The sequence below is a fragment of the Methylophilus sp. VKM B-3414 genome, from assembly GCF_032248435.1.
Taxonomy (GTDB): Bacteria; Pseudomonadota; Gammaproteobacteria; order Burkholderiales; family Methylophilaceae; genus Methylophilus; species Methylophilus glucosoxydans.
Genome location: NZ_JAVTLI010000012.1, coordinates 93,267 through 108,013, shown reverse-complemented (window position 1 = coordinate 108,013; position 14,747 = coordinate 93,267). Strand labels below are relative to the sequence as shown.

Genomic DNA, 14,747 nt, shown 5'->3' with positions numbered 1-14,747 from the left:
TCGCTCCCGCAGAGTTTGAACGGCGGTATTTCGAGAGGCTCGAAAATATCTAGGCTAGCCGGGGCGATTCAAACTAGCTTTCGGCAATCATACAAATACAGTAACTGATGAACCATAGAGTGGTTTAATTTTGTACCAATTATGCTTTCAAAATCAATTTTGGAAATTGGAGACTCCGAATTAAGACCAGCATACTCCAAGAGGTCAAGCAAACCCTGATTAGAGGCAATAATTGCGTAGTAGGTAACTAAGTCACCGAAGATATTTGCTGCAAGATTGTTATGGACTTTTAGACATTCATCCTCAATCTCATTAATAAAATTGTCTTTGTTAGGTATCCATGTTCCCATTCCATCTAATGAAAACCACACTTCATCGTCATCTGGGGGTACATCAATTGCAATTCCGTTTTTCCTAAGATAAGTCATTTTGCAACCGTTATTTTTAGCTTGGCATGTTTGGTACAACAAAATCTCTAACATCTATTTTGCCAGTGACGGCGTTGGTGATTAATGCTGAGCAATATTCGGTTAACAGAGGTGGCCCCGTTTAGTTGGACAGAATGTTTGATATTTTAAGTGAAATACCTTGCGATTCTGTTTAAGCTGCCTTGGATGTTGCGGACAGGTGTTTAAAGTAAAACTCATCTGGCGTCAGCCTGTCAAGCGAGCTGTGCGGTCGGTCGCTGTTGTATTTTGAGATGTATCTTTCCAATCCTTGTTTGCTGCCGTCACGCTGGCGTAAGCATGAAGGTAAACTTCCTCATATTTGATTGAGCGCCACAAGCGTTCTACAAATATGTTAATCCGCCAGCAGCCTTTGCCATCCATGCTGATTTTGATATTACCCTTTGGGGTCAGGTCTTGCAAAACAACATTTCCAGCATGGCGACCTGCACGCCACACGTTGCAACCCTGATTCAGCTTGCGTAGGGAGGTACCTATTAAATGATCCTACGCTATCAAAAATTTGTTCAATTAATTGTGAGCACCTTTAAAATCGTTTAGGCTTAGGCAGCGCGGCTTTGGCTTCTGCCAAGCGCATTTGCTTTTTGGCTTCATCCTCACGCACAGCGTCTATCACGCGTACCACGCTTTTTAAATCTACCGGTTTATTGTCTTGTTTGAATTGTCCAGTCAGCACCGTTTCGGGTGTGAGTGCGCCTTTTGCGTAGAGCGCCCAGATTTCTTTGCCATAGTGTGTGTTAATAAGCTCGGGCGCAAATTGGCCGAAAAAATCAGCCAAATTACCGACATCTCGTTCCAGCATGCTCATGGCGTGGTTGTTGCCTGCGGCATCGACGGCTTGGGGTAAGTCGATGATGATGGGGCCATGGGCACTGAGCAGGATATTAAATTCGGAAAGGTCGCCATGGACGATGCCAGCGCATAGCATGCGCACGACTTCTTTGAGCAGCGATTGATGATGCTGGCGGGCTTCTTCGGCGGTGAATACCACGTCGTTGAGCCGTGGCGCGGCATTGCCTTCGGCGTCGGTGACTAAATCCATGATCAACACCCCTTCGTAAAATTGATAGGGGGTGGGCACGCTGACACCTGCGGCAGCAAGCCGGTACAGCGCATCGACTTCTGCACTTTGCCAGGCTTCTTCTTGTGCCTGTTTGCCGTATTTTGAGCCTTTGGCCATGGCCCGCGCCTGACGGCTGCTTTTAACTTTGCGGCCTTCGGTGTAATCGACACTTTGGCGGAAACTGCGTTTGTTGGCTTCTTTATACACCTTGGCACAGCGTGTTTCTTCACCGCAGCGCACAACGTACACCGTGGCTTCTTTACCGCTCATCAACTGGCGCATCACTTCATCTACCACACCATCTTCAAGCAGCGGCTCTAATCTTTTTGGGGTTTTCATCTTACGGGCTATTAATAATTTTGGTCAGACTATCATTAAACCGTAGGATAGAGGCGTGATTACAGTGTGCGTAACGTATTTATCTGCCAATTACCATAAAAAACACCGCCCCCCTGAGAGGCGGTGTTTATCGGTCAAGCTGTTTTAAATGACAGAACAAGAGTCATTGGGCTAAGCCTTTTTCACAAACTCCGACTTTAACTTCATCGCGCCAAAGCCATCAATCTTACAGTCGATATCATGGTCGCCATCGACCAGGCGGATGTTTTTCACTTTGGTGCCAACCTTAACAACGGATGAAGAACCTTTGACTTTCAGGTCTTTGATCACGGTGATGGTATCGCCATCTTGCAGCACGTTGCCGTTGGCATCGCGCACGACTTTGAGTTCTTCTGATTCGGTAGTGGCCACTTTGCTCCACTCATGCGCGCACTCAGGGCAGACGTAGTTATCACCGTCTTCGTAGGTGTATTCGGATTGGCATTTTGGGCAGGCTGGCAATGACATAAAAAACTTTCTGGCTAAAACTGTAAAACCATAAATTTTACAGGGTTATTATTGATATGTCTTAGTTATTCATTCACTTTTGCACATATGCCTTGAAAGCAGGCTAGAATGGGTTGGCTTGCATCACTTAAGGATTGCACATGTGGTTACGTACTGAATGTGATATCAGCTTTGTTGTCAGTATTCCCACACCGTTTATTTTGATGCTGAGGCCGCGCAGTGGGGTGCATCAGTGGGTGGCTCGGCAGTCTTATACGCTTAAGCCCAGTGTGCCGGTGGAAGAATATACCGACACTTATGGCAATCTTTGCCAGCGCCTGATTGCGCCTGTGGGTGAGTTTTATATCAGCACATCGGCGGATATTTTGACCGCTGACAAGCTTGAGACTGCGCCCGGCGGGCGGTTTGAAGAGGTTCAGCATTTGCCTAACCATGTGCTGACTTATTTACTGCCGTCACGCTATTGTGAGTCAGATAAATTCATTGATCTGGGCCAGCAAATTGTCGCCAACGTGTTGCCTGGATACGACCAGGTAAAGGCCATCGAGCAATGGATACGCCAGAATATTCGTTTCAATCCGGATTCTCCACATTTTCAACTGTCTGCGGTTGAGGTGAATCAGCAGCGCGAAGGCGTTTGCCGTGAGCTGGCGCATTTGGGCATCGCCTTGTGCCGAGGGCTGTGCATCCCGGCACGCATGGTGGTGGGGTATTTGCACGGACTACAACCGATGGACTTTCATGCCTGGTTTGAAGCGTATGTGAATGGGGGATGGTACACGTTTGACCCGAGCCAGTCAGAATCCATGGGCGGACGCATTACTGTGGCCTATGGACGTGATGCGGCCGATGTTGCCATTTTTAACCAGTTTGGCCCGGCCTTGTACCCGGCGCTGATGCAGGTGCGTGTCACGCAACTGGCCGCCGCACCGATTTAAATGGCGCGAGAAACACACCATGAAGCGATTAAGAATCAAACATCTGACTGAATACCTGTTCTCGGGCACAGTCACACTGCAGCAGCATTATTTATTGCTGCGGCCGCGTGAGGGGCACGATTTGCGCATTGAGTCTTCTATCCTGAATATTACGCCAGCGTATCAGATCAAATGGTATCGCGATGTGTTTGATAACTCGCTGGCGGCTGTCACGTTTTTGCAAGCGAGCGACAGACTCACCATTGCAAGTGAAGTGGTGATTCAACACTATGAAGAGGCCCCACTGGACTTTTGGATTGAACCGTATGCGGTGAATTATCCGTTTGCCTATGCGCAGGCTGACTGGGAAGACCTGGCGGCTTTTCAGCGGCCCACGTTTATGGATGATCAAGATGCGGTGAGCCAGTGGCTGCTACAACTGGGGCTGAGAAACGGCAGTATCAATACATTTGAACTGCTGACCCGCCTGAATCAGGCGATTTATACCCAGTTTCGCTACCAGATTCGCGAAGAACCTGGCGTGCAGACCCCGGCCACCACTTTGAATAAGCTGAGTGGCTCTTGCCGTGACTATGCCACCTTGTTTATTGAAGCTTGCCGCCTCTTGGGACTGGCCAGCCGGTTTGTCAGTGGCTATTTGCATGCCCCGGCGACTGAGGCCGGTAACGCCACCACGCATGCCTGGGCTGAGGTATATTTGCCAGGCACCGGCTGGAAAGGCTTTGACCCCACCGCAGGAAAGGTGACCGGCACACAACATATTGCCGTGGCGGTTTCCCGTAACCCGGAAACGATCCCGCCAGTGGCTGGCAGCTTTATCGGCCCCAATATTCAGCCTAAGTTGATTGTGAATGTACAAGTGAATTTGCTCACAAGCTAAGCAAGAGTAACCTTGCCGTGGATGGGTTGTTTCACGGCATATAGGCGAAAAAAAACCGCTTCACGAGGAAGCGGTTTTTTATGCAGCAATCTGGTCTAAATTACAAAACAGATTTCACTGTGTTCACAACATTCTCTACGGTGAAACCGAAGTGTTTGAACAGTGCGCCGCCTGGTGCGGATTCGCCGAAGGTATCGATACCAACAACGGCACCTTCAATACCTACATACTTACGCCAGAAGTCTGGGTGAGCAGCTTCAACAGCCACGCGTTTAACGCCTGGAGTCAATACGCTGTCTTTGTAAGCCTGGTCTTGACGGTCGAATACGTTGGTGGATGGCATGGAAACCACACGCACTTTAGTACCCGCAGCGTTCAATTCAGCAGCCGCTTGAATTGCCAGATCCAACTCGGAACCGTTAGCAATGATGATCACATCCGCTTTACCTGCAGCGTCAGAGAATACATAGCCACCCTTGCGGATCAGTTCAAAGTCTTTAGCATCGTGCTTGATGCCTGGCACTGCTTGACGGCTCAATACCAAGCTGGTTGGGCCTTCAGTGCGCTCTACTGCAGCAACCCATGCAACGGTTGTTTCTGTAGAGTCAGCTGGACGCCATACATCCATACGAGGAATCATACGCAGACCAGAAGTGTTTTCTACTGGTTGGTGGGTAGGACCGTCTTCACCTTGACCGATAGAGTCGTGGGTCAGCACGTAGATCACACGTTGATGCATCAACGCAGACATACGCATGCCGTTTTTCATGTAGTCAGAGAACATGTGGAAAGTACCGCCGTATGGCAACAAGCCACCGTGCAATGCCATACCGTTCATGATGGCAGCCATACCGAACTCACGTACACCGTAAGAGATGTAGTTGCCTGGCTCTTTACCACTCACGTGTTTGAATTCTTTAGCCGCTGTCAGGTTAGAACCTGTCAAGTCAGCTGAACCGCCCAGGAATTCTGGCAAGATTGGCGCCAACGCTGTAATTGCTTTTTGTGAAGCTTGACGAGTAGCCAATTTCTCAGCTTTTTCGTTCGTTTCAGCGATGATTGCGTCAGTCAGTGACTTCCAGTTAGCTGGCAATTCACCGGCCATACGGCGTTTGAATTCTGCAGCTTCTGCTGGGTAGGCTTTAGCGTAAGCGTCGAACTTGGCGTTCCAGTCAGCTTCGCGTTTTGCGCCTTTGTCTTTTTGGTTCCAGCCTTCGTACACGTCAGCAGGAATCACGAATGGCTCGTGTGGCCAGCCGATTTCAGCACGGGTTGCTGCAACTTCAGCTTCGCCCAATGCAGAACCGTGGCAGTCGTGTGAACCGGATTTGTTTGGAGAACCTTTACCGATGATGGTTTTACAGCAGATCAGTGATGGTTTGTCTGTCACTGATTTCGCTTCGTCGATGGCTTTCTGAATCGCAGCCTGGTCGTGACCATCTACTGAAACAACGTGCCAGCCGTATGCTTTGAAGCGGCCTGCGGTGTCGTCTGTGTACCAGCCTTCGATGTGGCCGTCGATAGAAATACCGTTGTCATCCCAGAAAGCAACCAGTTTGCCCAGGCCCCATGTACCAGCCAGTGCGCAAGCTTCGTGAGAAACGCCTTCCATCATACAGCCGTCGCCCAGGAACACGTATGTGTAGTGGTCAACGATGTCGTGGCCTGGCTTGTTGAATTGGCTAGCCAGCAGTTTTTCTGCCATGGCGAAACCAACGCCGTTTGCAATACCCTGGCCCAATGGACCGGTAGTTGTTTCAACGCCAGGTGCGTAGCCGTATTCTGGGTGACCAGCGCAACGGGAGTGCAATTGACGGAAAGACTTGATGTCGTCCATGGTCACATCGTAACCAGTCAGGTGCAGCAAGGAGTAAATCAGCATTGAGCCATGGCCGTTTGACAATACGAAACGGTCACGGTTAGCCCATTGTGGGTTGTTTGGGTTGTGGCTCAGATTGTGGTTCCACAATACTTCAGCAATTTCAGCCATGCCCATAGGTGCGCCTGGGTGGCCGGAGTTTGCTTTTTGTACAGCGTCCATGCTCAGAGCACGGATGGCGTTGCACAAGTCGACACGAGTTGCCATTGTTTTCTCCCTAGAGTGAAAGTGAACGGTCTTACACAAAAAGCTGCAAAACCTTGATTGAATTCTTTAAAAAAGCCAGAAAACCAGCCTTTTACGGAAAGGCTAGATTATTCCCTAGAACCTGCTTTTCTTCAAGCGTTAATGGTTATTAAATTCATGCACGCGCTTGGTGCCTCAAGCGGTAAAACCGCGATACCGAGCGCATGCAACTAGCCATGGTGGGAGAATTCCCCTACCATGTTGCAATACATTGATAGCAAAGGAGCTCCAAAGATGTCTAATGATCGAATTATTATGCGTGTGGGTGAAGCACTGGTGGCAGGCGGCCCACCCGGCACGGCGGCTGAACCCGAAGTGGCGATTGGTGAAATGAACGGCCCGATGGGCACAGCATTTGCCAACCTGCTGGGCGACCAGGTCAAAGGCCATACCCGCGTACTGGCGATTATGAACACCGACATTATGGTGCGCCCAGCGACGCTGATGGTGAGCAAGGTGACTGTGAAAGATCCGCGTTACACCAATATTTTGATGGGCACCGTGCAGGGCGCCATTGCCAACGGCGTACTGGATGCCGTACGTAGCGGCGATATCCCGAAAGAAAAAGCCAATGACTTGGGCATTATTGTTTCAGTGTGGTTGAGCCCGGCGATTCTGGAACAAGAGAAAATCGACCATAAGGCGCTGTTTGATATTCACCGTGAGGCGACCTTCAAGGCGATTCAAAAAGCCTTGCGCAATGAGCCTAGCATAGACTGGTTGTTAGAAAACCAGGAGAAGATTGTGCATAAGTATTACCAGATGGGCCTGGATAATAAGATTTAGAGCATGGCAAGTTTTAAAACACCAACTCAGCAATAAAAAAAGGATGCCTTGGCATCCTTTTTTTATTGTGCAAAGCCTTAACGTTTCAACGCAGCAATCACCGCTTCAATCGCCTTGCAATTGCCACGCGCATCGTCAAACGTCAGTAAGGGGGCTTTGCCATTGAGCACGCAATCACTGAAATGCTCAATCTCAAGATTAAAGTGGTTAGCCTTGGGCAGCACAATGGTTTCTGACTTGCCGCCCGCTTCCCAGCTAATGACCGGATCATCGCCCGGGTAAGACCACATATTGTGGCACTTGATCCAGCCCTTATCGCCAATCAGCTCATACTCGGCTTTGCGGCCACGCTCAAAACTCACATCAAAGTGGCCGAAACGCGCACGTCCCTGTGCATCAGGGCCAAAATCGAGCACACCACTGGCAACCACATCGGCGCCATGCTCGTTGAGTTTGCCATAGGCCAATACATCTTTAGGTTCGGCAGGGACGCCGTTTTGCGCAAAACACCAGCGCAAGGCATGGATGGCGTAAGGCCCAATATCCCACATGGCACCACCACCGTTGGCCATATCACGGGTAATGCGGTACATACGTGCAGGCGCCATCAGGAAAGAAAAACTGGCACGGCATGAAAGCACATCGCCGATGAGCCCGCTGTCGATTAATTCTTTAACCTTGGCATGCTGCGGATGAAAGCGGTACATAAAGCCTTCCATCACGGTCACCCCTTTGGCTTTGGCGGCAGATTCAATCGCATCAATATCTGCCAACTTGGTGGTCATCGGCTTTTCTATCAGCACATGCTTGCCTGCCGCAATCGCCTTGAGCGCCCATTCGGCATGCTCTTCGTTGGCCATGGGGCAATAGACAGCTTCAACATTGCTGTCTGTGAGCAGACTCTCCATATCGTCATAACAACTAACGCCACCCGCATTGGGTGCGTATTTATCCAGCGTGGCCTTGGCGGCGCCCGGGCGGCGGCTGGCAATGGCAACCAGTTGCGCGTTGCTGGCCTCTACAATCGCAGGTAGCAAGCGCTCATTCACACGCGCAGCACCGAGAATGCCCCATTTTAGTTTTGTCGTCATGATGCTCTTCCCATATTTTAATTTGGCTGATTATACCTTGCAGAAAATGGCGGGGTCATGCGCCTTTGCATTAAGAAAGACAGGGCAAGGGCTTTGTAAGTGCCCTAAAAGATTAAATCAGCCCCATGCGTTGTGCCGTGATGGCGGCTTCAGCCCGCGAAGAAACATTTAATTTGCGGTAGATTTCCTTGACGTACCCAGCCACCGTATTGCGCTTGAGACCGAGAATATTGGCAGTTTCTGCCATGGTCATGCCTTTGGCAATAATCGACAGCACCTCTTTTTCACGCTCGGTGAGAACGCCTTGTGCAGTCGCCTCGACATAGGGCTCGTGAAAATGCCGCAATAACTTGCGCGCAATCGCGGGTGACAGTGGCGGCTGACCCGTCACAATCCCATTCAGCGCCTGTACGATGGCGGTTTGTGGCTGGTCTTTCAGTAAATAACCATGCGCCCCTGCGCGCAATGCCGGGAAAATGTGGCTATCATCATCAAATATGCTGGCTACCACACAAATTGTTTGCGGTGAATGACGATTTAACCATTCAATCACCGCAACCCCGCTACCATCTGGTAGACTCAAATCAATGAGCGCGATATCGATTGCTGATAGATGGTTCAACGCAGTGAGTGCCTGCGCGATGTGATTGGCTGCGTGTATCTGGATATCTGGAAAACTCTGTTGCAGGACCTCAGACAGCCACAATTGTGACTCGGGAGTATCCTCAAGAATAAAAGCAGTTTTCATCATAGGGCAGTGGCTAGGACAGCAATAGCGTTGGGATAAAAACTATATACCAAATTCAACGTATAACACCCCCGCAAACAGGGGGCTCCGATCAAAAAATAATTCGAATACACTCATGACTAAGACTCTTTTGTGTTTGCCTGTTTTGTTGCCGAATCTAATGCGCCCCCTATCACGCCTGAACTGGATCAGTTTATTGATGGGCGGGCTATTGCTGGGCAACCTTCTAACACAAGAGGCATTCGCCATGGATGAATTACCCATACCCACGGCGTTTGGCCTCAACACCATGGCGCCTGAAAGTAGCTGGGGCATCCGCTTTGAGCAACGCAACAACGACTACCACCAGACCTATGATCAACATGGCAACTTGCAAGGGCTGGGCGCCAGCTTTGACGGCATTCAATTAAATAGCAGCATTTTCCCTTCACTCGCACTATTAGGTCCCGGTGCCTCGCTGGGAACGACGCGCTTCAAGAGTGAGGTGCGTAACCAGATCAGCACATTGACCATCGGCTATGGCATCACGCCGGATATCACGATAGGCGCGATCATCCCTTATGTGAAATCACACACGCGCGTCAGTTTTGGCGTCGACGGTGGTAATGTCGGCGCAAACCCCGCGTTTGACGCGAGTCAGCCCATCAGCGCAGGCAACTTTCCGTTTGCGCCTGCGGGTGGCGCGGTGGCTCCCATGGATACGGCTGGCGTGCAAAATATCCTGACGAATCCGGCGTATGGTTATCAATACAAGCAGATTGCTTCTCAACAGTCAGAGGGATTTAGCGACCCGACCATAGGCGTACTCTGGCGGGCCTACAAGGCGGCAGACCAGAGCCTGATTGTGGGCATCGGCTGGCGTGTCGGCCTGGCCAGAAAAGACGACCCGGATAACTTGCTGGATACGCCGCCCGGCGACGGTAGCGACGACCTGCGCACCCGCATAGAATATTTCAAGAATATAGGCAGTCACCTCGACTTGCGGTTACTGGCCGATTACAACTGGCAAACCCGCGACAAAGCCAGCATGCGCATCCCCTCTTCAGGCCAGTTACTGGCCCTCGCCAGTAGCAAACAAAGATTACAGCGCGACCTGGGGGACTTTTATGAAACCGATATTGAGTTGGGGTATCGCTGGTCCAACTGGCGCTGGGCGGCCACCTGGCACCGTTATGAAAAGCAGTCTGACACTTACCGCTCTGACCTTGGCACCGATACCAGCAGCCTGGAAACGAACACCTACACCCGCGCCGACCAGTACCGGCTGAGTGCGACCTGGAGTGGTATCCAGGCCTGGCAACAAGGCAAGTTACCGCTGCCGCTGATCGTCAGGCTCGAAATGCAGGATACTTTTTCCGGGCGCAACTTTGTCGATGTCCGAGACATTTACCTGCAAGTGACGGCCTTGTTTAGATGAGTTTTTGCGTGCATGCCCTGTTAAGACCATTGCGCGATAGCTGCATTTTTTTGTGGCTGTTGTTCGCCTCCCTAAGCACATTTGCAACCCCTGAGGTGACCAGCAACGCTCTAGTCAGCATGAAACAAGGAGAGTTTGTCCAGAGTGCCGCTCCCCAGCCCCCAGGTGACCATGCAGACTGGCAAACTGCCAGCCTGCCGGACATCTGGAAGATCACTCATCCGACGGCAGAGGGCATAGGCTGGTATCGCTTTCAGTTTGATTACCCGACACTCAGCCAGAAGGCTTTGTATGGACTCTACCTTTCCAGGCTCAGCCTGAATGCGGAAGCGTTTCTCAATGGTGAGAAGATAGGCTCTGGCGGTGCGTTTGAAGAGCCCGTCGCCAGGCACTGGAACCGCCCCTTGTTATTTGCCATCCCGCCCCACCTGCTCAAGCCCCGCGACAATCTGTTACTCGTAAGAGTCATTGCCCCCGCACACTCTCAAGGCATGCTCGCTCCGCCGCAAATAGATACATTAGAGCATCTGCAACCGCGCTTTGAAGAAGCCAGATTTATCCGTATCACACTGAACCAGACGTCAAGCTTGCTGATCGTGGGGATTGGGCTGCTGATGCTGAGCCTGTGGTGGCGCAGAAAGCAGGATACCGCCTACGGCCTGTTTGGACTGGCCGCCTTTGTCTGGGCACTGCAATCCCTCAATTTTTACATCATCACCGCGCCCTTGCCGACCCCACAATGGGAGTTGTTTGTGAATGCGAGTTTTCAGGCGATTGCCACCTTGTGGCTGATCTCACTGCTCGATTTTGTCGGCATCCGACTTAAGCGTTTCAATCAGTTGCTGTGGGCGATCCTCATCATGTCGCCGCTGACTTTGCTGTGCACTCCCGATGCTTACTTTACTGACGTCACCGATGTATGGCACCTGGTGACCATGGGCGTGGTGGTGTTCGGCCTCTGCTTGCTGGCAAAAGAAGGCATTATGCACCGCAACAAGGATGCCAACTTACTGTTGCTGACCTTGAGTTTGATCCTGCTATTTGCCTTTCATGACTGGCTGATACACACCAATATTGCTGCACTCAACCACTGGGTGAGCAATGAGGAATATCTGATGCAATTCTCGGCCCCCGTGCTGTTTTTGATTGTCGGGCTCATGATGACTTCAAGGTATGTGGGGGCCCTCAATGATTACGAGCAACTGAATCAGCAACTCGAACAACGCGTGGTTTCCAAGCATGAAGAGCTGAATCAAAACTTTCAGCAATTGCAGTCCATTCTCAAAGAGCAGGCCTCACTGGAGGAGCGCGAGCGGATTTACCAGGATCTGCATGACGACTTGGGAGCCAAACTGCTGACTCTGGTATACCGCGCCCAAGACAGCAACAATGCCGAACTTGCCAGGTCTGCCCTGCAAGACCTGCGCGATGTAGTTTCACGGGCCGGGACAGAACATATCCCATTGACGGATGCCATGGCCGACTACCGTATCGAGTGCGAGAAACGCTTGAGTGATGTCCATATCCAGCTGGTTTGGCAGATTGAGATGAAGGAAGACCATCTGCTTCTGACGCAACCCCAAGTCCTCAACCTTGGCCGCATTATCCGTGAGGCGGTTTCAAATGTGATCCGCCATGCACAGGCAAGCCAGGTCACAGTCAACCTGCGTTGTAGCGACAGGCAGCTGTTACTGACGGTAAGTGACAATGGCATCGGGCTGCCCGCCGAGTCGGCCAGAACCAAAGGGCGGGGTTTGCACAATATTCAGAAACGCGCGACGCTGCTGGGCGGTGAAGTGCACTTTGAAGCCTTGCCCGCAGGCGGGCTCAAACTCTGCCTGCAACTGCCGTTGCAAGCATTCGCGCAAGCTCCCCATTAATACCCCCTATCCAGGGGGTGCAAGCAAAATGGCAAAGTCTCTAAGATGAGTACTCCAATCATCAGGAGGAGAGAGACATGCACAGATTAACAATAATGACCGCACTCACTGGTTGTTTACTTGCCAGTGCCAATATGGCACATGCCACGAGTAGTACCGCGATCTTCTGGGGACCCACGCCCTACCTATCCTCGAGTGACATCCCGGCTGGCTTTTACCTGGGAGGCAATCCTGTCCTACTAGATAATCTGGAAGATGGATCGCTGGATGCGTCTATCAGTGCCAGTAACGGTTCAGTGTATGGACCCACCGGCATTGCCGACTCGGTGGATGCCGATGATGGCAACATTGATGGTTTTGGCACCGCAGGACGTAGCTGGTTTTCAGGCAATGTGACCTTCACTTACACGGGTAGCGGCCCTCTGCCAACAGCCTTTGGTGTGGTCTGGACGGATGGCTCTGGCACCATTACGTTCAGCGCAACAGATGCACTGGGGCAATCGCTGGGTTCACAGTCCTACACAGGCATTCCTGATGGCACGTTTGGCGGCACCACCGGCGATGACCGCTTCTTTGGTGTGCAATTTGCTGGCGGCGTAAAATCAATCACCATAGGCACCGGGGGCGGCATTGAAGTCGATCATATCCAGTATGGGCAAATGGTGAGCAGTGTGCCAGAGCCCACCTCGGCGCTCATGCTCAGTCTGGGCTTGCTGGGCGTGGTTGGATACAGGCGCACGCGCAAATCGACTACAGAATAAAGGCGCTGTCGCGGGCCAAAATCCTAGTAAAAAAATAAAAACGACTGTTTCACCCTTTGAGTAGCTGTGATGGCACCCCCCTGAACTGGGGGTGCCTTTTTTCGGGTGATTGCACTAGTCTATGGACATTCTTAATCTCGTGCCCACCAGGGCAAAGGGTTTGTCATGTTGACCTTGCAGCGCTACGCTAAACCATCTGCCGCCATCATTGTGTTGGCTGCTTGCCTGCCTTTCCAGGCCCTCGCCACAGAAATCGCAACTAACATGCGACTAAACTTTAACGAGATTGCCATCATGAACAGAACCACCTCGGTGTCTGTCGATGGCGTGGATATCACCACTTACAGCAACCAGATTGACAAGCTGTTGACCTTGGACCCAACTATTGCCAATGCGCGGTTTTTGAGCACCCGACTTGGAACGTTCAGTAGCGGCAGCATGACGATTGAACTAAGAGGTAATCAATTTATTTCACTGAATGACCCAGGGGTCTCAGTATTGCCTGATAGCCAACGCACCCTAACGCGGATAGAAGCCGGCGCCACATTGAGCGGCGGCCTGCTGACCACCACCGAGTCACTCAACCTCGATGCCACCTGGTTTTGCCGTGCAACCGCGCTTTCCTGTACCCGCGACGAAGTCTATAGCACGTTAAAATTTCTCTCTCCGCTCTCAAACTCAACCACCAGTGCAGCGGCACTGGTGCAACCCATACGCTTGCAAGCAAGTGGCGCACCCACGTTTACCGCGGATGGTGTGAGCATCAATTATGCCGGGCTCTCTTTATCCGGCACAGTCAATGTGAATGCCACCTTTACCGCCAAAACACGTAGCCAATATGTGGCAGATGCCCTCGCCGCCACCCCAGGGGCAGGTGGCGGAGTCGCAGCCGCACGCTGGGATGCTGCCGCAACCGATATTCAATCCCTGCGCAATAGTGTACTGACGGATGTCGCAGTCGCAAATACCCTGAAAATCGCCCGCACGCCCGAGCTAAAAGATGCACAAACACTGCTCGCAGCCGCCAGAGACAGCACCATTTTGCTCAATGCAGGCGCGACGGACCCTACCATGTTCAACTCACCCTTCGATCTCATGCGTCAGCTATGGAACGTCACCGCAACCGTGGACCCCTCTCTGGGACGCTCAACGGCTGGCTTTAGCAGCGAAGACCTGACCAGTGACCATGCAGCCCTGTCACTGGCGGCATTATCACTAATTGCCAGCGGCAGCAATGAGCATGATTTTGCTTCGAAACTAGATCAAGCGCTGGGCGTGCCACTCACGACAAGTGCCACCCCTCAATTGACGCTGGACGGGGCATTACTTGGGTTGACTAACGCCATGCTCTCCATCTATTACTTAGGCAATAGCAGCAGCGGCTTGGTAGAACTCAACCTGCCAGATGCTGCTCGCTATGCTCTGTTACGGAATGGATTATATGACCGCATCAGTTTGCTGGAGGGAAATGGCCTGACGGTGATTGGTAACAGCGATTATGCCGGTTCGGCAGTGTTGCAAGGTGAAGGTGAAGTCTATATCGGCGAAATCTCAAGTGGTTTGCTAGAACTCAGCGGACAGAGCACGGCCTCGCGCTTGCAACTCAACAATATATACAGCAACCAGTTTTTGGTCGTCGCCAGCTGGGCAGTGACCCCTGTGCCAGAGCCAAGCCAGGCCTGGCTGCTCATGATGGGCTTGCCACTGTTGTTATGGCGTCGTCAAAGCGCTTGAGAAAATACAGG

The 14,747-nt window shown here is 51.6% G+C and carries 13 protein-coding genes and 1 pseudogene; 7 read left to right on the top strand and 7 right to left on the bottom strand.

Features of this window, described 5'->3' with window-relative positions; all coding sequences use genetic code 11:
* Positions 1–68 precede the first annotated feature (68 nt).
* The 4 genes and pseudogenes from Q9292_RS12780 to Q9292_RS12765 form a co-directional block, all read right to left on the bottom strand.
* Complete coding sequence (locus Q9292_RS12780) at positions 69–482, bottom strand: hypothetical protein (protein ID WP_313988695.1); 414 nt, start codon at positions 480–482, stop codon at positions 69–71.
* Positions 483–600: 118 nt separating this feature from the next.
* A pseudogene (locus Q9292_RS12775) lies at positions 601–845 on the bottom strand (integrase core domain-containing protein); the annotation flags it as partial.
* A 148-nt stretch (positions 846–993) separates the two neighbouring features.
* On the bottom strand, positions 994–1,869 hold the full coding sequence (locus tag Q9292_RS12770; protein ID WP_313988692.1) for a PA4780 family RIO1-like protein kinase: 876 nt from the start codon (positions 1,867–1,869) through the stop codon (positions 994–996).
* A 171-nt stretch (positions 1,870–2,040) separates the two neighbouring features.
* The gene (locus Q9292_RS12765) at positions 2,041–2,376 is read right to left on the bottom strand and encodes a zinc ribbon domain-containing protein YjdM (RefSeq protein WP_313988690.1); all 336 of its coding nucleotides are present in this window, start codon (positions 2,374–2,376) and stop codon (positions 2,041–2,043) included.
* Positions 2,377–2,516: 140 nt separating this feature from the next.
* On the opposite strand from Q9292_RS12765, the gene Q9292_RS12760 reads away from it, so the two are divergent.
* Both Q9292_RS12760 and Q9292_RS12755 read left to right on the top strand, forming a co-directional pair.
* Positions 2,517–3,314 carry a transglutaminase family protein gene (locus Q9292_RS12760; protein WP_275356588.1) on the top strand — a complete coding sequence of 266 codons (798 nt, stop codon included), beginning with the start codon at positions 2,517–2,519 and terminating at the stop codon, positions 3,312–3,314.
* Positions 3,315–3,333: 19 nt separating this feature from the next.
* Positions 3,334–4,194: a transglutaminase family protein gene (locus tag Q9292_RS12755; RefSeq protein ID WP_313988687.1), complete on the top strand. Its 861-nt coding sequence runs from the start codon at positions 3,334–3,336 to the stop codon at positions 4,192–4,194.
* Between the two features lie 100 nt (positions 4,195–4,294).
* On the opposite strand, the gene tkt is transcribed toward Q9292_RS12755, so the two are convergent.
* Positions 4,295–6,280: a transketolase gene (tkt, locus tag Q9292_RS12750; RefSeq protein ID WP_313988683.1), complete on the bottom strand. Its 1,986-nt coding sequence runs from the start codon at positions 6,278–6,280 to the stop codon at positions 4,295–4,297.
* A 273-nt stretch (positions 6,281–6,553) separates the two neighbouring features.
* On the opposite strand from tkt, the gene fae reads away from it, so the two are divergent.
* Complete coding sequence (gene fae / locus Q9292_RS12745; protein ID WP_313988680.1) at positions 6,554–7,105, top strand: formaldehyde-activating enzyme; 552 nt, start codon at positions 6,554–6,556, stop codon at positions 7,103–7,105.
* A 77-nt stretch (positions 7,106–7,182) separates the two neighbouring features.
* Here fae and Q9292_RS12740 read toward each other — a convergent pair whose 3' ends face one another.
* Positions 7,183–8,196, bottom strand: coding sequence for a Gfo/Idh/MocA family oxidoreductase (locus Q9292_RS12740; protein WP_313988677.1), 1,014 nt, complete (start codon positions 8,194–8,196; stop codon positions 7,183–7,185).
* Between the two features lie 112 nt (positions 8,197–8,308).
* Positions 8,309–8,947, bottom strand: coding sequence for a response regulator (locus Q9292_RS12735; protein ID WP_228518904.1), 639 nt, complete (start codon positions 8,945–8,947; stop codon positions 8,309–8,311).
* 157 nt (positions 8,948–9,104) lie between these two features.
* Here Q9292_RS12735 and Q9292_RS12730 point away from each other — a divergent pair, with 157 nt between their 5' ends.
* The 4 genes from Q9292_RS12730 to Q9292_RS12715 all read left to right on the top strand — a co-directional run bounded on the left by Q9292_RS12730 (position 9,105) and on the right by Q9292_RS12715 (position 14,736).
* Positions 9,105–10,361, top strand: a complete 1,257-nt coding sequence (locus Q9292_RS12730; protein ID WP_313988673.1) for a hypothetical protein — start codon at positions 9,105–9,107, stop codon at positions 10,359–10,361.
* Between the two features lie 119 nt (positions 10,362–10,480).
* Positions 10,481–12,241 (top strand): ATP-binding protein, encoded by a 1,761-nt coding sequence (locus Q9292_RS12725; RefSeq protein ID WP_313988670.1) that lies wholly within the window; start codon positions 10,481–10,483, stop codon positions 12,239–12,241.
* Positions 12,242–12,318: 77 nt separating this feature from the next.
* The gene (locus Q9292_RS12720; protein ID WP_313988668.1) at positions 12,319–13,002 is read left to right on the top strand and encodes a PEP-CTERM sorting domain-containing protein; all 684 of its coding nucleotides are present in this window, start codon (positions 12,319–12,321) and stop codon (positions 13,000–13,002) included.
* A 165-nt stretch (positions 13,003–13,167) separates the two neighbouring features.
* Positions 13,168–14,736 carry a hypothetical protein gene (locus tag Q9292_RS12715; RefSeq protein WP_313988665.1) on the top strand — a complete coding sequence of 523 codons (1,569 nt, stop codon included), beginning with the start codon at positions 13,168–13,170 and terminating at the stop codon, positions 14,734–14,736.
* Positions 14,737–14,747: the final 11 nt, after the last annotated feature.